This is a genomic window from Actinomyces gerencseriae DSM 6844 (assembly GCF_000429265.1).
GTDB classification, from domain to species: domain Bacteria; phylum Actinomycetota; class Actinomycetes; order Actinomycetales; family Actinomycetaceae; genus Actinomyces; species Actinomyces gerencseriae.
Window position 1 is genome coordinate 1 of the sequence record NZ_AUBN01000011.1, and the last position, 17250, is coordinate 17250.

Annotated in this window: 15 protein-coding genes and 1 pseudogene; 9 read left to right on the forward strand and 7 right to left on the reverse strand. The window is 67.0% G+C overall.

Features of this window, described 5'->3' with window-relative positions; genetic code table 11:
- The 7 genes and pseudogenes from G448_RS15170 to G448_RS15180 all read left to right on the forward strand — a co-directional run.
- Positions 1-292: pseudogene (locus G448_RS15170) on the forward strand (hypothetical protein); the annotation flags it as partial.
- Entirely contained in the window at positions 289-1242 is a 954-nt protein-coding gene (gene arcC / locus G448_RS0105240) for a carbamate kinase (RefSeq protein WP_026407143.1), read from the forward strand. The pseudogene G448_RS15170 and the gene arcC, both read left to right, overlap by 4 nt.
- Before the next feature lie 248 nt (positions 1243-1490).
- Positions 1491-2618 carry a serine/threonine protein kinase gene (locus G448_RS0105245; protein ID WP_026407144.1) on the forward strand — a complete coding sequence of 376 codons (1128 nt, stop codon included), beginning with the start codon at positions 1491-1493 and terminating at the stop codon, positions 2616-2618.
- 194 nt (positions 2619-2812) lie between these two features.
- Complete coding sequence (locus G448_RS0105250) at positions 2813-3826, forward strand: DMT family transporter (protein WP_026407145.1); 1014 nt, start codon at positions 2813-2815, stop codon at positions 3824-3826.
- 148 nt (positions 3827-3974) lie between these two features.
- Positions 3975-5012 carry a DMT family transporter gene (locus G448_RS15175; protein WP_084436345.1) on the forward strand — a complete coding sequence of 346 codons (1038 nt, stop codon included), beginning with the start codon at positions 3975-3977 and terminating at the stop codon, positions 5010-5012.
- A gap of 40 nt (positions 5013-5052) precedes the next feature.
- Positions 5053-5811, forward strand: coding sequence for a creatininase (locus tag G448_RS0105260; protein ID WP_026407146.1), 759 nt, complete (start codon positions 5053-5055; stop codon positions 5809-5811).
- On the forward strand, positions 5801-7429 hold the full coding sequence (locus G448_RS15180; protein WP_084436347.1) for a BCCT family transporter: 1629 nt from the start codon (positions 5801-5803) through the stop codon (positions 7427-7429). Before G448_RS0105260 ends, G448_RS15180 begins: the two co-directional genes overlap by 11 nt.
- Here G448_RS15180 and G448_RS18020 read toward each other — a convergent pair.
- Positions 7426-7638, reverse strand: a complete 213-nt coding sequence (locus G448_RS18020; protein WP_156910925.1) for a hypothetical protein — start codon at positions 7636-7638, stop codon at positions 7426-7428. The two genes, G448_RS15180 and G448_RS18020, sit on opposite strands and share 4 nt — an antisense overlap.
- Here G448_RS18020 and G448_RS0105270 point away from each other — a divergent pair.
- Entirely contained in the window at positions 7618-8982 is a 1365-nt protein-coding gene (locus G448_RS0105270; RefSeq protein WP_026407147.1) for an MFS transporter, read from the forward strand. The two genes, G448_RS18020 and G448_RS0105270, sit on opposite strands and share 21 nt — an antisense overlap.
- A gap of 154 nt (positions 8983-9136) precedes the next feature.
- On the forward strand, positions 9137-9781 hold the full coding sequence (locus G448_RS15185; RefSeq protein WP_390882938.1) for a TetR/AcrR family transcriptional regulator: 645 nt from the start codon (positions 9137-9139) through the stop codon (positions 9779-9781).
- 69 nt (positions 9782-9850) lie between these two features.
- On the opposite strand, the gene G448_RS0105280 is transcribed toward G448_RS15185, so the two are convergent.
- The 6 genes from G448_RS0105280 to gmk form a co-directional block, all read right to left on the reverse strand.
- Positions 9851-11869 (reverse strand): primosomal protein N' family DNA-binding protein, encoded by a 2019-nt coding sequence (locus G448_RS0105280; protein WP_026407148.1) that lies wholly within the window; start codon positions 11867-11869, stop codon positions 9851-9853.
- Positions 11870-11981: 112 nt separating this feature from the next.
- Positions 11982-13187, reverse strand: coding sequence for a methionine adenosyltransferase (metK, locus tag G448_RS0105285; RefSeq protein WP_026407149.1), 1206 nt, complete (start codon positions 13185-13187; stop codon positions 11982-11984).
- A gap of 62 nt (positions 13188-13249) precedes the next feature.
- Positions 13250-14509 (reverse strand): SAM-dependent methyltransferase, encoded by a 1260-nt coding sequence (locus G448_RS0105290; protein ID WP_026407150.1) that lies wholly within the window; start codon positions 14507-14509, stop codon positions 13250-13252.
- Positions 14510-14671: 162 nt separating this feature from the next.
- Positions 14672-16075: a bifunctional phosphopantothenoylcysteine decarboxylase/phosphopantothenate--cysteine ligase CoaBC gene (coaBC, locus tag G448_RS15190; protein WP_084436351.1), complete on the reverse strand. Its 1404-nt coding sequence runs from the start codon at positions 16073-16075 to the stop codon at positions 14672-14674.
- A gap of 100 nt (positions 16076-16175) precedes the next feature.
- On the reverse strand, positions 16176-16586 hold the full coding sequence (rpoZ, locus tag G448_RS0105300) for a DNA-directed RNA polymerase subunit omega (RefSeq protein ID WP_026407151.1): 411 nt from the start codon (positions 16584-16586) through the stop codon (positions 16176-16178).
- 65 nt (positions 16587-16651) lie between these two features.
- A complete protein-coding gene (gmk, locus tag G448_RS0105305) occupies positions 16652-17242 on the reverse strand; it encodes a guanylate kinase (protein ID WP_026407152.1) in 591 nt (196 codons plus the stop codon).
- Positions 17243-17250 lie beyond the last annotated feature (8 nt).

Genomic DNA, 17250 nt, shown 5'->3' on the forward strand with positions numbered 1-17250 from the left:
CACCGCCAACCCCGACGTGAAGTTCCTCCACTGCCTGCCCGCCTTCCACGACCGGGCCACCACCGTGGGCCAGGACATCTACGACAAGACCGGCATGAACGGCCTGGAGGTCACCGACGACGTCTTCGAGACCAGCACCAACGCCGCCTTCGACCAGGCCGAGAACCGCATGCACACCATCAAGGCCGTCATGGTCGCCACCCTGGCCGATCCCCCCTACCCCACCACCACCGGCACCACCACCGGCACCACCGGCGCCGACCGGGAGAACCGCGAGGAGGACGCCCGATGAGAATCGTGGCAGCCCTGGGCGGCAACGCCCTGCTGCGCCGCGGCGACAAGCCCGACGCCGACACCCAGATCCGCAACGTCCAGACCGCCGCCGCCCAGCTGGCCGCACTGGCCGCCGACCACGAGCTGGTCATCACCCACGGCAACGGCCCCCAGGTCGGCGTCCTGGCCCTGCAGTCCGCCAACGACCAGCGCCTGAGCGCCCCCTACCCCTTCGACACCCTGGGCGCCCAGACCCAGGGCATGATCGGCTACTGGCTCCTCCAAGCCATGCAGAACGCCCTGCCCGGCCGCCAGGTCGCCTCCATGATCAACCAGACCCTCGTCCTGGCCGACGACCCCGCCCTGGACAACCCCACCAAATTCGTCGGCGAGGTCTACACCCGCCAACAAGCCGACGACCTGACCGACCAACGCGGCTGGACCCTCAAACCCGACGGCCCCCACTGGCGCCGCGTCGTGGGCTCCCCCCAACCCCAACGCGTCATCGAGACCCGCCTGATCCGCACCCTGCTGCACACCGGCGCCATCGTCATCTGCGCCGGCGGAGGCGGCGTCCCCGTCATCCGCAACACCCACGGACGACTCCAGGGCATCGAAGCCGTCATCGACAAGGACCTGACCGCCGCCACCCTCGCCGAGCACCTCGAAGCCGACGCCCTGCTCATCCTCACCGACGTCGACGGCGTCTACACCCACTACGGCACACCCCACCAACAACACATCCCCCGCGCCACACCCGCCACCCTCAGAGCCCTCAACCCACCCGCCGGCTCCATGGGACCCAAAGTCGAAGCCGCATGCCGCTTCGTCGAACTCACCGGAGACATCGCCGCCATCGGCCGACTCCAAGACGCCCACACCATCCTCAACGGCACCACCGGCACCATCATCACCCCCGCCGGCAACTACGGCCACCCCAACGACCTCCAACCACCGGCATCCGAGTAGATTGACACTCGCATTCGCCGAGCCCGACCATCGCGACGGCATCCGTCCTTCGAGGAGGTGGTGAGAGCCGTCAACCGCACATGACCACACACCCGGGTTCGATGATCGCAACGGTCACGCACATGTTCGTGAAAGCCTTCGAGGGATCTTCCGGGTTTCCCTCAGGAGCGAAGGCGACTGTCGAACCGCAGGCGTATTCAACTGCCTCAACTCACGTCACACAACCAGCACAAAGGAGTGACTCACTCATGGCGAAGATCGTCAACTCATGGAATGACTTCGACCCGCTCAAGCACGTCATCGTCGGACGTGCGGACTTCTCGGTCATCCCGCCCGAGGAGCCGGCCACATCGGAGAAGGTGCCGATCGACTCCGAGATGCGCGGCATGTGGGGCCCCCGGCCCACCGCCACCGTCGAGGCGGCGAACGAGCAGCTCGACAACTACGTCAAGATCCTCGAGGACCTGGGTGTCACGGTCGACCGTCCCACGCCGTTGCAGTGGAACCAGGCCATCCAGACTCCCGACTTCCGCACGGAGTCGGGATTCACCCAGATGCCCCCGCGCGACATCCTGCTCACCATGGGCGAGGAGATCATGTCCGCTGCGAACTCCTTCCGCTGCCGCTACTTCGAGTACCTCGCCTACTGGCCGCTCATGAACCAGTACTTCGAGGACGACCCGGAGTTCAAGTGGACGCAGGCCCCTCGCCCGCGACTGACCGACAAGTCGTACAAGCACAACTACTACGACGAGAAGATCAGCATCGAGGAGAGGCTCGAGCGCACGGCGGCCAAGGACTTCGTGACCACCGAGGTCGAGCCCATGTGGGACGCCGCCGACGTCATGCGCGTCGGCAAGGACCTGTTCATCCAGCACGGCCTGACGACCAACCGGAAGGCCATGGAGTGGTTCAAGCGGTACTACCCCGACTTCCGCGTCCACGCCGTCAACTTCCCGGGCGACCCCTACCCGATCCACATCGACGCGACCTTCGTGCCGCTGCGGCCGGGCCTGATCATCAACAACCCGCACCGCCGTCTGCCCGAGGAGCAGCGCAAGATCTTCGAGGCCAATGACTGGCAGATCGTCGATGCCGCGCCGCCGGCTCACACCACACCGCCGCCGCTGTGCTACTCCTCGGTGTGGCTGTCCATGAACTGCCTGGTGATCGACCACAAGACCGTGTGCGTCGAGGCCAGCGAGGTGCACCAGATGGAGCAGATGGACAAACTGGGAATGAACGTCATCCCCGTGCCCTTCCGCGACGCCTACGCGTTCGGCGGAGGCCTGCACTGCGCGACCGCGGACGTCTACCGCGAGGGCACCTGCGAGGACTACTTCCCCAACCAGGTCGACGACCCCACTCTGGTCTGATCTGATTTTCAAGCGGGCGCGGGGCGGCGGCTCATAAATCGGGCTGCCGCCCCGTACCGTTCCCCACTCGATTCTCGCGATGCGGTTGCCATGCTCCCTATGGAGGCGGTGAGAGTTGATCGAGCCGCGCGAAGCTCAGCAAAGAGGCTGTTCGCCGCTGCGCGCCGGGAGAGAGCTCAGGAGCCACAACTGCCATGTCACAGACAACGTCCACCGATTCCTCTGTCACAGACTACGTGATGAACAAGAAGCTTGGTGCCATCGCCATGCTTCTAGCCGCCACCGGAATGGGGCTCGTCGGCACCTTCAGCCGTGGTACGACTGCTGGTCTCGCTGACGCAGATAAGTCCGTCATTGGATCATTCCTGGCCTTCGGTCGCATGACCGTCGGCCTGCTCGGTTTCATCATCATCCTCCTGCTGACCGGGAAAGCCGGCCTGTTCCGGCGCACCCGCTTGAGCACCACCGTGATCCTGGGAGGGGTGAGCATCGGCCTCTCTTTGGGCTGCTACATCTCCTCAACGCTGATGACCTCCATCGCCAACGCCGTCTTCCTCATTTACACAGGACCTCTGTTCTGTGCGCTGCTTGCACGTATCTTCCGTAAGGAGAAGATCAGTGTGCTATCGGGGATCTTCCTGTCTTTGGTGTTCGTCGGCATGCTGCTGACTATCGGTATCATTGACTTCAAGAACGGAAGCCTGACCCTCGGGCTGGACCTGTCATCCCATTCTGAAGAGTTCCCACGCAAGAGCTTGGGAGACCTTCTCGGCCTTCTTTCGGGAGTCCTCTATGGTCTAGCGATGTTCTTCTATGGCTACCGCAAGGATGTTGACTCAGTCGTGCGTGGAGTTTGGAACTTTTTCTGGGCGTCCGCTGCTACACTGGTGATGTCAATCTTCCTGCGCCCATGGCACGGGGTTTCCTCCTTCACGATCACAAACTGGCTGTGGGCAATGGCCCTCTTCCTCATCTGTGGACTCTTCGCACTGGGATTCCTGGTCGTTGCCGGACGCAATCTCCCCGCTGTGGAGTACTCGACGATCTCCTACTGGGAGTGTCCGGTCGCCATTCTGTGCGGCCTCCTCGTATGGGGAGAACGGCTCACTCCCGTGGGGATGGTCGGAGGACTGCTCATCGTCGGAGGTGGGCTGGCGCCCATCTTCCTGGACGCCATCACTCGGAGGTCCCGCACCTCTGACGCCTGAGCGCGCTGCATTCCCGTCCGCCTACGAGCGGGCACCATCTGCGAACGCGCAGGTCGACGCATTCGCAGAACCTCGACACCCATATCCAGAGTTACCGTAAGCGACCAGATCACCGACAACCACTCTGGTACTACAAAGGAGTAGCACCTTGAACAACGAATCCCGCCAGAAGCTCAAGGGGTTTGCCTTCATGTTCCTCTCTTCATCCCTTATGGGAGGAATCGGGGCTTTCGCGAGATACATTGACGCGCCCGGAGACTTCATTGCATTCTGGCGCTCATTCTCCGGATTCATCGGGATGACCCTGATATTCCTCATCATCGGAGGATTCAAAAAGGTCAGGACGACTCGGTTCTCACCGTCGCTCCTTTTCTCCGGGATCTTCCTCGGCCTGCTATCGGCCCTCTACGTCATCGGCACCCAGTACACGACTCTCGCGAACGCATCGTTTCTCATCTACACGGGCCCCATCTACTCGACGATCCTCGCCACGATCTTCCTCAAGGAGCCCTTCAAGCCGATGATGCTGTGCTCCCTGGCCGCCGTCGTCCTGGGGACCCTGCTCATCGTGCAGATCGTCTCGGAGGAAGGATTCGGCCTCGACCTCGATCCGCAGTACATGTTCGGAAACGCCATCGCACTCGCGTCCGGAGTCGCCTACGGCCTTTATCTCTTCGTCTCCCGATACCGGACCGACTGCGACTCGAATGTCCGCGCGTGGTACAATTTCCTCTTCGCCGCATCGACCATCGCGATCATGGTCGCCTTCCGTTGGAGCAGTCTGATGTACCCCGTCCGCGAGTTCGTCAACGGAGTCCCCACGACGACCGTCGACGGCGACGGGAATCCGGTGAGCCTCCCCTGGAGCATGACCGGCATGGGCGCCCGCTCGTGGATCGTCCTGGTCGCCGCGGCCCTGATCACGGGCTTCGGTGCGTTCTACTTCCTCACCCTGGCCTCGAAGATCCTCCTTGCGGGCGAGCTCGCGACAATCTCCTACCAGGAAACAATCATGGCCTCGATCCTGGGGTTCATCCTCTTCCACGAGCACCTCACGTCGATGCAGCTGATCGGAGGCGTGCTCATCATCGCGGGAGGCCTGTCGCAGGTCTACTTCTCGACGAGGGGGGCCGCCTCGCAGAAGGACTCGCAGAAAGAGATGCCGATACCCGCCAAGATAGCATAACATATGCATCACACGATCCATCCACGCAGGAGGGAGATCAATGTCCAGGCAAATCAGGCTCATGGACGCGTTCGAGTACCGGGCGCGCGTCGAGAGCGACCCCATCGTCATAGTCCCGGTCGGATCCTTCGAGCAGCACGGCCCGCACATGCCTCTTTGCGTCGATGAGTTGCTCGCGACGGCCGTGGCGGAAGAGGTCGCCTCGCGCGTCGACGGCCTCGTGGGCCCGACCATCGGCTTCGGATACAAGTCGCAGCAACGGTCAGGCGGCGGGTATCATCTGGCGGGGACGATCAGTCTCACCGGGGCCACCTTCATAAGCCTGGCGCGCGAGATCGTGATCGAGCTGGCGCAGCACGGGATCAGGAAGTTCGTGTTCTGCAACGGGCACTATGAGAATTACCAGTTCCTGTTCGAGGGGGTCGACCTCGCCATTCGCGACCTTCAGCTGCAGAACATCTCCATCAAGTGCCAGCTGATGTCCTACTGGGACTTCGTCGATGACGCCACGATCGAGCGCTTGTACCCGGAGGGGTTCACCGGCTGGGACCTGGAGCACGGCGGGGTCCTGGAGACCTCCCTGATGCTCCTCCTGCACCCGGACCTGGTTCACATGGACAGGGTCTCCGACGATGCGCCCGCCGTCATGCCGAACTACGACGTGCTTCCGATCCGGCCGGAGCTCACTCCGCCCTCGGGATGCCTCTCCTCCGCGAAGAACGCCACCCGGGAGAAGGGCGAGATCCTGCTCGACGTCGCCGGCTCCGGGATGGCGGAGGCGATCGTGAATGAGTTCTGAGAATAGGAGCGGCGATCTGCATCCGGAGAACGGGGTCGTGACGGACGGCGACGCCCGTCACGCTTCACTCCCGCATGACGAGGCTCGTGGCAAGGATGATCTCGGCATCCGCATTGGGGCGGTCGTCGTCGTCGCGCTCCTGTCATTCCTCGCGTTGACCTTCCAGGACCAGGCGACAGGAGTCATACAGAATCTTCGCACTTTCGTGACGAGATACTTCACCTGGTACTTCGTCCTTTTCGCCACATCCGTCCTCATCTTCGTCCTGGCGGTCGGCCTCGGCCGTCATGGCGATATCCGCCTGGGAGGAAAGGATGCGCGTCCGGACTACTCGCGTTTCGCCTGGTACTCCATGCTCTTCGCCTGCGGCCAGGGAATCGGCCTGATCTTCTGGTCGGTGGCCGAGCCGATCCTGCTGGAGAATGACGACCCCCTGGAGGCGCTGCAGCCGACCACCGGGGGCGACGGGCCCCTCGCGTGGACCTATTTCCACTGGGGTCTGACGGCCTGGGCGATTTATTGCGTCGTCGCGCTCTGCATCGCCTACTCGGTCCATAACCGCAAGCAGGCGGCCACCTTCAGGGGAGCGTGCGAGGACCTCTTCGGGATCAGGAGCCGGCGACCCGCTGGAATCGTCATAGAGTTCCTGGCCATTATCGCCACCGTCCTGGGAATATCCACGTCCTTCGGTTTCGCGTCCCTGCAGTTCACTGCGGGACTCGGATCACTTTTCGGGCTCGATGGGACGCTCGGGGTCAAGGTCGCCGTGATCATGGTGATGGGAGCGGTGGCGGCCGCATCCGTGTACTTCGGCATCAATCGCGGCATGAAGATCGTCTCGGAGCTGAACTCCATCCTATCGGTTCTGCTGGTCGTCGGGGTAGCGCTTTTCGGCCCGACTCTGTACCTGCTGCACCTCCTCCCCCAGTCGTTCGGGGCGTTCATCTCGAGATTCGTCGCCATGTCGGCCTACACTGATCCTTCGGTCGCCGCCAGCGGGATCTCCACGTGGTCGGATTCCTGGAACGGGAACTGGACGGTCTTCATCTGGTGCTGGTGCATCGCCTTCTCCCCCTTCGTGGCGTCCTTCATCGCAACCATTTCCAGGGGGCGAACGCTCCGCGAGTTCGTCATCGGCGTCATCGGCATCCCGACGGTGATCGTCATGGTGTGGGTCGGCATCCTGGGGGGCATGGCCCTTCATTACGATGAGGAGAGCCGCGGCCGCATCACCGCCGCTGTCGGCGAGGATGTCTCCTCGGGCCTATTCGCCTCCCTGAAGCTGGTGCCCTCGGCGGGCTGGCTGCTCACTTGCGTGGCGACGGTGCTGGTCTCAACGTATTTCGTCACCTCATTGGACTCCGGGGTTCACGCGCTCTCGACGTTCGTGTCGATGTCCGCGCGCCCCTCGGGGCTGTTCCGCGTCGTGCTCGTCACGATGATCGTCGTCATGTCATTGCTCCTGCTCGTTCTCGGTGGAGGGCGAACTCTCGATACGATTCAAACGGGAACCATCATCGGGGCATTGCCCTTCAGCTTCATCATTCTGATGATGATGGGCAACTTCGTCCGCCGAATACGAAACGATACCCGGGAGGACGGAGGCCCCGGACGCTAGCGCTGAACGCCGCCCGCACGGCTCGGAACCCGGCGGGCGGCATTCTGCTCCACGCTCAGCGCGCCTGACGACACACTGATCGTCGACTGCGCGGCGAGGCCGACGGCAGCACGACGAAACCTTTCCAGTAATAGCCCCTCCAGTACGACCTGAAGCACCCGGCCGATCACACTACCAGAAGGACCATTATGAGCGATGACAATCAGCATAGCGTTTTCCACAGCGGTCCCGAGCGGTACTTTGCGCTGAGGCGCGCCGCGACGGCCAGCTTCATCGGGAACTTCATCGAGTGGTTCGATTACGCATCGTACGGGTACCTGGCCGCGGTCATCGGTGACACCTTCTTTCCCGACTCCGACAAGTCAGTGCAATTGATGCTGGCCTTCGCCGTATTCGCCATGTCCTTCATCCTGCGCCCCGTCGGAGCCGTGGTCTGGGGAGCGTGGGGCGACCGCCGCGGACGCCGTTGGGCGCTCTCCTGGTCGATTCTCATCATGTCGGGCTCGACCTGCCTCATCGGTCTCCTGCCCACCTACGCCACGATCGGGATCTGGGGCGCCCTGGGCCTTCTCGTCCTGCGCATGGTCCAGGGCTTCTCCGCCTCCGGCGAGTACGCCGGGGCCGGCACATTCCTGGCCGAGTACGCACCGCCGGCGCGTCGCGGCATCTACACCTGCCTCGTCCCGGCATCGACCGCCTGCGGGCTGCTCGTCGGCTCTCTCATGGTCTCGGGCATGCTCTCCGTTCTGAGCGATGCCGCGATGAGTCACTGGGGCTGGCGCATCCCCTTCCTCCTGGCCGGCCCCCTGGGCCTGATCGGCCGCTACATCCGAGTGCACCTGGAGGACTCCCCCGCCTACCAGGCGATGCGCGCGGAGTTGCCCCGGGAGCCCCGGGCGGCGAATTGGTGGGAGCCGTTGGTTCTCCTGCTGCGGCGCCACTGGCGCGAGACACTCATCACCTTCGGCGTCTCCTGCCTGAACGCGGTCGCCTTCTACATGCTGCTGAGCTACATGCCCACCTACGTTCACGAGGAGCTCGGCTTCTCCCAGGACACCGCGACCCTGGCCACCTCCATCATGCTCGTGGTCTACATCGCCTCGATCTTCCTCATGGGGCGCCTGTCCGACTCCCTCGGACGACGACGAATGCTCATCGCCGCGTGCATCGCGTTCATCGTGCTGTCCATCCCGCTGTTCACGGTCATGACCACGGCCACCGGGAGTCTCGTGATCGTGATCCTGTGCCAGATCGTGTTCGCCGTGGTCCTCACCGCCAACGACGGCACCCTGGCCACCTTCCTGGCCGAGTCGTTCCCCACCAACGTCCGTTACTCCGGATTCGCCCTGTCCTTCAACGGGGCCAACGCGCTCCTCGGCGGGACCACCCCCTTCATCGTGACGTGGCTCATCAAGGTCACCGGGTCGCCGCTGGCCCCGGCCGGCTATCTCACTGCGATCTCCCTGATCGCCATGGTCGCCATCCTCATGTCCCGGGTCATCCACGGATCGGAGCTGATCGAGACCGACCGGCCCGGGGCCGAGGCGTCCTGAGGCGGGCCGTCTCCACGTCTCCGCTCCTCCCGCCCCGCGGCACATGGAGGGGCGGGAGGTGGGGCGTCAACGCGTGGGACGCAAATGCACGTGCCTGCGCCGATGCGCATCATTCTGCACTTTGTTGCTATTCTGCGTTGTCATGGCTGCACCTTTGCCTGCTCTCCCTGCCGCTTCCCGGTCGTCACGTAGGATCCGGGGCACTGTTCGCCCGACCGCACGCGGAAAAGACCGACGGCAGGCGATCATCGAGGCGGCCGCCGAGATCATCCGCGAGGAGGGGCCAGCCGCGGTGAGCCATCGCGGCGTCGCCAAGCGAGCCGGTTGCTCGTTATCGGCGACGACCTACTACTTCAAGGGCCTGGATGATCTGCTCTACCAGGCCGGTCTGGTCAACATCGCGATGTGGGCCTCGCGCGCCGAGAGCGTGGCCGACAGGGTCGAGGCCCTGGATCAGCTCCCATCCCTGTCCGGACGTCTGGATCTGGTGCTTCAGGCGACGCTCCCACCGGAGGGCCCGTATCTCGGCCACTACGTTCAACTCATCTCCGCGTGCGCCGTCGCCCCCGTCGGGCAGGCCTACCGCCGGGGCCGTCAACGTCTCAACGCGGCCGTCGGCAGGTTGCTGGACAGGCTCGAGGCTGCCATCGATCCGGATCTGGTGATCGCCGTCGTCGACGGAGCGGCGGTCACCGCTCTGAGCGAGGGCCGCGACGTGCACGCCACGGCCGCCGACCTCCTCAGCAAGATCGCCGCATTCGGAACGCAACCGGATCAGGAGCACGAGCGAGGCCGGTAGGAGTGGCCCCGCCTCGCTCTCCGGCGCTCCCTCAAGCCGGTTGAGGGCCGTCCGCCCGACTCGGGAGCGTCACCACAGCACAGTGGGATCGAGCTCGACTCGGACCGGCTCCTCCCGGTGGGCCGAGCGCTCGCGCTGACCCACCCGCAGCACGGCGGCCAGCTCACGGCCGCGGTCGACCGGTGCCCTGATCAGGGCCCGGACGATGGCTCCATCGCCCGGCGCCGACGGCGCCGCCCGCCCGACCTCGACCGGCGCCGGCCCCAGGGTCTCGAAGCCCTCGGACTCCGCCTGGGCGAGCAATGCCTCCACGCCGCTTCGCCGCCCGTCCAACCGCGCCGTGCGCCAGGCGGGAGGAAGATGCAGGTCCGCCCGCTCATGCAGATCCTCACGGGCGTACCCGGCGTGGTCCCATCGCACCAGCGCCTGGACGACCGACGGATCCGGATCGCCCAGAAGGATCACCCGTGCGTCCGCGCGCGCCAGAACCACCGCGTTGGTCCACCGGCGCAGAGCCTCCGCGCCCGCCCCGAGCTCGGGGCGGGCCGACAGGAGGGCGCCGTCGAGAAGCAGAACAGCGCGGTATCCGCCGTCGGCAACCGGCTCGGCGCCGGGTGTGGCGACCACCAGGCGGGGGGAGGCATCCACGGACTCGATGACGCCGTGGGACTCCCGGGCGCCGGAGACGACCACCGGCGTGCCCGGAAAGGCGCGCCCGAGCTCCTCGCCTGTACGGGTGCTGCCCGAGCCTCGCATGCGCACCTGGTCGCCGCCGCACGCGGGGCAGGTCCAGCCCGCAGGCTCTCGCGCGCACCACCGGCAGGTGATCTCCCGGGCCCTCTCCATGGACAGCGGCCCCCCGCAGTGGGGGCAGCGGGGGACCCGCCCGCAGCGTCGGCAGGCCACCACAGGGGCGTAGCCCGCGCGTGTGACCTGGACCAGGACGGGACCGTGAACCAGGGCGTCGCGCACCGCTCGGTGCGCGAGCGAGGGTATGCGAGCCATCCCGGAGGCGCCCTCGGCCCCCATCTCCGGTGCGCCGGGAGCCTGTACACGGGCGACGGCGGCGCGACGGAGCGACCGGACGGCGGTGAGCTCCTCGGCCCATCCCCGCTCCACATAGCCCTGCGCCTCGACGCTGCGCGAGTGGCCGGCCACGAGCAGTCCCGTCCCCTCCAGGCCGGAGCGCAGCGCCAGGACGGTGCGGGCATGCGTGTAAGGGGCGTGGCGCTCGTCGAGACGGTTGTCGCCGTCATCCCAGACGACCGCCAGTCCCAGGTCGCGCACGGGCGCGAAGGCGGCTGCGCGAGTGCCCACGACAACGCGCGCGAATCCGAGGAGCACCTGCAGGAACGCCTGGTAGCGGCGCGCGGGACCGCCTTCCGCGGTCAGGACGACGACCGGTTCGTCGCGCACGTCCTCCGGCTCCCGGGCCGACGCCCGGTTCAGCTCGTTCTTCAGCGCCGTCGCCACCGTCTCCGCGTGCGTCGCCGTCGCCACCACGACGAGAGCCCCGCGCCCCGACGCCAGTGCGGCTCTGACGGCATCGGCGAGCAGCGATGTCCACTCGCTCACCAGGCCCGCCCGCCCGGGTAGGGCGGTCCACACGGCGCGCGGCGTCCCTCCCCCGGCGAGGGCGTCCAGGAAGCCGGCTCCGTGATAGGCGTCCCAGCCCCCGGCCGACGGCGGCCGCCATTGACGCGGTGGCGAGGCGAGGCGATCCCGCTCCGCGCTCTCCGTGGAGGCGTGCCGAGGCGGCACCGCGAGCCTGACAACGTCCGAACGCACCCCGGCGCTCCGCGTCGCAACCGCCTCGGTCAGCGCCATCGTCGCCCCGGTGAGCAGGGGCAGGTCCGATACGACCCCGCGAAGGGGAGCCAGTCGTCCGGGATGGGTCGTCGTCGTGCCTCGTTCCCAGACCCATCCGCGCATGTCCTGCCCGCCGAATCGGACCGCCACGCTCGTTCCCACAGCGGCGGCGCCGTCGAGATCCGGAGGAACCAGGTAGTCGAAGAGGCGGTCCAAGTGCGGCAAGGGGGAGTCGAGCAGCACCCTCGCCACGGGCGAGGCGACGCCCTCGCCGTCCACGATGTGCTCCGCCGGTGCCGGGGCGGCCAGGAGCGCGCCCTGGGCGGGGCGGCGTCCCGCACGATCGGCCCGATTCACATCGATGCCCGACACCTCCGTCAAGGGCCGGGGCCTAGAGCGCGGCCCGCAGAGCGCTGGTGCGGCTGGTCTCCTCCCAGGAGAAGCCGGGCCGCCCGAAGTGCCCGTAGGCGCTGGTGGCGCGGTAGATCGGGCGGAGCAGGTCCAAATCGCGCAAGATCGCGGCCGGGCGCAGGTCGAAGACCTCCTCGATGACGGCGGCGATCCGCGCGACGGGGACCGTCTCGGTGCCGAAAGTCTCGATGTACAGGCCCACAGGGCGCGCCGAGCCGATGGCGTAGGCGACCTGGATCTCGCAGCGCTGCGCGAGCCCGGCCGCCACGACGTTCTTGGCGACCCAGCGCATGGCGTAGGAGGCGGAGCGATCGACCTTGGAGGGGTCCTTCCCGGAGAAGGCGCCCCCGCCGTGGCGGGACATGCCGCCGTAGGTGTCCACGATGATCTTGCGACCGGTCAGTCCCGCGTCCCCGGCGGGACCGCCGATGACGAACTGCCCCGAGGGGTTGACCAGGATCTCGGCGTCGGCAGTGGCCAGCTCAAGGCCCTTCGCCTCCTCGGCATCGAGCACGGGTCGGATCACCTCGGTGGTGATGGCGTCGGACAGCCAGGCGCGAGTGCGATCGGGATCGTGCTGGGTGGAGACCACCACGCTCGTCAGGCTCACCGCCCGGTCCCCGTCGTAACCGACGGTCACCTGGGTCTTGCCGTCGGGCCGCAGGCCAACCACAATGCCCTGCTTGCGCACGGCCGTCAACCGCTCGGCGAGACGATGGGCCAGGTGGATCGGCAGCGGCATGAGCTCTGCCGTGTCCGTGCAGGCGTAGCCGAACATGAGCCCCTGGTCCCCCGCGCCCTGGAAGTCGAGGGGATCGAGGCCACCGGCGTCGTCGCGCACCTCCAGCGCCTTGTCCACACCGGCGGCGATGTCCGGGGACTGCTGGCCGATCGAGACCGACACCCCGCAGGAGGCGCCGTCGAAGCAGACCTCGGAGGAGGTGTAGCCGATCGACACGATCTCGGAACGCACGATCTCGGGGATCTCGACGTAGGCGTCGGTGGTGACCTCACCGGCGACGTGGACGAGTCCGGTGGTCGCCATGGTCTCGACGGCGACGTGGGCGACGGGATCCTGAGCCAGGATGGCATCGAGGATGGAGTCCGAGATGCGGTCGCAGACCTTGTCGGGGTGTCCCTCGGTGACGGACTCGGAGGTGAACTGGCGGAGGGAGCTCGATGACATGTGGGTCGTCCTTGCGAGGTCGGTTGGAGGCGTGTTCAGGGGGGCGAGGGCGGCGGGTCGGCTCAGGCCTCCCACCAAGGACGCAGGGGGTACCAGTGACCCTCCCGGTCGGGTCCCGGACGCACGGCGAGGAGCTGGTGGATCTGGATGCTGTTGCGCTCGAAGTTCCAGCGCGCGCCCGCCATGTACAGTCCCCATAGAAGCGAGGTCTGCGAGCCGCCGCTCTCGACGGCGTCGCTCCAGTGCTCCTGCAGATTGCGGCACCAGTGCTCGAGAGTCAGGGCGTAGTGCTGACGGAGGTTCTCCCCGTGGATCACCTCGAAGCCGGCGTCGTGCAGGTGGGTCATGACGACGCCCGGTGCGGCGAGCTCGCCGTCGGGGAAGACGTAGCGCCCGATGAAGGCTCCCGCACGGCTCCTCTGGGTGGAGTCGCGGCGCGTGATCTGATGGTTCAGGAGCCTGCCACCAGGGCGCAGGAGGGAGAACATGGTCGAGAAGTACTCGTCGTAGTGGCGGACTCCGACGTGCTCCATCATCCCCAGCGAGCAGATGCCGTCGAAGTCGCGCTCGGGCACCCGCCGATAGTCCATGACACGCGCCTCGGCCAGGTCCGACAGCCCCTCGCGAGCGATCCATTCATTGGCCCAGTGCGCCTGCGGCTCGGAGAGCGTGACGCCGATGGCTCGGATGCCCCGCCGTGCAGCGGCGACGAGCACGGAGCCCCAGCCGCAGCCGATGTCGAGCAGACGCTGGCCGGGCTTGAGATCGAGCTTGTCGAGAACGAGCCGGATCTTGTTGGCCTGGGCGTCCTCGAGGGACTCCCCCGGATCGGTGAACAGGGCGCAGGTATAGGTCATCAGCGGCCCGAGCACCATCGAGTAGAAGCGGTTCGAGCGATCGTAGTGGGAGGAGACGGATTCCCTGTCGCTACGCTCCGTGTGACGACGTACGCCCGACAGAGCGCGCCTCCACGCCGGCGGGGCCTCGACCGCGGGGACCTCGGGCCGGCGAAGGCCGTCCCGGCCGAGTGCCAGGAGAATGCGGCGCGCGTCGCCGACCGAGGGGCGTCGGAGGCGTGTCCTGAGTTGTTCGAGGCGGTCGAAAGCGTTGTAGGGATCTCCGGGCTCAACACCGCGCATGGTGATTTTGCCCATAATGTATGCGCGTGCCAGGCCGAGCTCTCCGGGAGCCGACGCCATGTAGCTGAAAGCCCGGGGGGAGACGACATGCAGTTCGAGACCGCTGCTCGCCGGACCGACGACGGAACCGTCGTAGGCCGTGATGCGCACGGGCAACGGCGGAACCGTCACCGCCTTGACCATGTCCGCTACGGTACTGGGACTCGCTCCGATCCTCTTCATGCAGATCACTTCCATGCGCGGCCTCACGACAGGAAGAAGAACCGCCGCGCTGTGTCACCGTCTATCGTAGACACGAATAATGCGGTGTCTGAAGAATGAGTGTCGCACGTTTCCCGTGATTATTCAGACGTCCGGCGGCAGGAGCGTCGGACGTATCCTGCCCGGCCGAGCGTCGGCCGCCCCTGCTCCGCGCTCGTCCCGAGCGCGAGCGCGGAGCCTGCGGGCGACCAGATCCACGAGGAGGTCCGCGACATCGGCCTTGGAGCCCGCGCCCCGGGCGACCTCGCGCCCCCGATCGTCGAGGACGACGACGGCATTGGGCACGTCGCCGAAGCCGGCGTGCTCCCCCACCGCGTTGACGACCAGGAGATCCGCGCCCTTGCGACGCGCCTTGGCGGCGCCATGGGCGAGCACGTCGCCCTCGGCGTCGCCGGTCTCCGCGGCGAAACCGACGACGAGCGTGCGCCCGCCGTCGCGACGCGGCGGATCCGCGACGAGGCCCGCCAGGACATCCGGATTCTCAACCAGCTCGATGCTCGGCCGAAGGGCGCCCCCGCCCGCCCCGTCATCATGCAGGCCGCGCTTCTTGATCTTGTGCGTGGACGTCTCGGCAGGGCGGTAGTCGGCGACGGCCGCCGCCATCACGACGACGTCGGCGTCTCGGGCGGCCCGTCTGACGGCATCGCCCAACTCCACAGCCGTGCCGACGGGCACGACCTCCACCCGGCTCGGCAGAACCGCGAGAACGTCGTCCGCCACATTGGCGGCCACCAGAGTCGTGCGCGCGCCGCGCTCGGCGGCGGCACGGGCGACGGCGGCGCCTTGCCGCCCCGAGGATCGATTGCCCAGGTAGCGCACCGGATCGATCGGCTCGCGGGTACCGCCGGCGGACACGACGACGTGACCATCCAGCGGCGAGTGGAGTTCGGAGATGTTCTCGCCCTCCTGCGCCTGTTCCCGTGCCCGCCGATCGGCGAGCGCGGTCAGCGCCTCGGCGACGACGCGCTCCGGCTCGGGCAGTCGTCCCCGCCCCGAGTCGGCGCCGGTCAGGGGCCCGGAGTCCGGGTCGATGACACGCAGACCGCGGCGGCGCAGCGTGTCCACATTGTCCCGAGTCGCGGGATTGGCCCACATCTGAGTGTGCATGGCGGGGGCCAGGACCACGGGGGCCGTCGTCGTCAGGATCGTGGCGGTCAGCAGATCGTCGGCGCGTCCGGCCGCGACCCGGGCCAGCAGATCGGCCGAGGCGGGGACGACCACGACGAGATCGGCCCACTCCCCCACCGCGACGTGCTCGACACCCGCGGGGTCGTCGAAGATACCGCTGCCCACCGGTCTCCCGGTGACCGCGGCGAGTGCCGGCTCGCCGATGAAGCGGAGCGCGGCCTGGGTCGCGAGCGCACGGACCTCGTGCCCCGCCCGGCGCAGGAGACGGATGACGAAGGGGGCTTTGTAGGCGGCGATGGAACCGGATACGCCGACGACGATGCGCTGCGGCCCGGCCGGGACCGCATCGGAAGCCGTCATGCGCGGACCCCCGCGGGCGGGCTCGTGCGGACGGGGTCCGGGCGCACCGGTCCCGGAGGCGCAGCGCCCGGAGCGTCCGGGCTGCGCTGCTGGAACGCGCTCAGAACTGGATCTCGTCGAGGTTCGTGGTGGCCGGAACGTCCTCGCCCTGCGCGGACGTGGTCGACGAGGCGTCGAGAGGAATATCGGAGAACATGTCCTCCTCAGCCGCGCGCCGGGCCTTATCGGCCTCGACCCGCCGAGCACGGGCCTCATCGCCCGGAATGACCTGAAGCTTGTCCTCGGCCACCTCGCGCAGAGCGATGCTCAAAGGCTTCTCGTCGGGATCGGCCTCGATCAGGGGGCCGAAGTAGTCGAACTGGTTGTCCTCGAGCTGCCGAGTGTAGGTGTTGATCTGGCGAGCACGCTTAGCAGCCTCCACGACGAGCCCGTACTTGGAGTCGACCTTCTCAAGCAGGTCGTCGATCGGCGGGTTGGTGATGCCCTCGGGCTGTGCGGAGGTTCCGAGCATGAGCTTCTCCCCGTGTGATGGACGTCTGATGCACCTATCGGTAACCGGCTCAGTCTAGCCCCTGACTACCCTCTGAGCCCCAGTAGTTCTTCAAGCTCACTCGTGGCACGCGACACGGTGTCGTTGACAATGACGTGGTCGAACTCTCCCGCAGCGTCCATCTCCGTGCGCGCGGTGGCCAGTCGGCGCTCCTGTTCGCGGATGTCCTCGGTCCTGCGCCCGGTCAGTCGCGCGACGAGCTCGTTCCAGCTCGGCGGCATGACGAAAACCAGTTGTGCGGACGGCATGGACTCCCGGACCTGCCGGGCGCCGGCCAGGTCGATCTCGAGCAGGGCGGGGCGGCCGGCGTCGAGCTGGGCCTGGACGGGCCCGCGGGGAGTGCCATAGCGGTGCGTGCCGTGAACCAGTGCCCACTCCAGCATCTGCCCGGTGCTGATGAGCCTGTCGAACTCGGCGTCGGACACGAAGTGATAGTGCACTCCGTCGATCTCGCCCGGGCGGGGCGCTCGGGTGGTGGCGGAGACCGAGACGAACAGATCGGGATGACGCCGGCGCAGCTCGGTGACGATGGTCCCCTTGCCCACCGCGGTGGGACCGGCGAGGACGGTCAGGCGGGACAGGGGGCGCAGGACCGGGGAGACCGGTGAGACTGTCATGCCCGTAT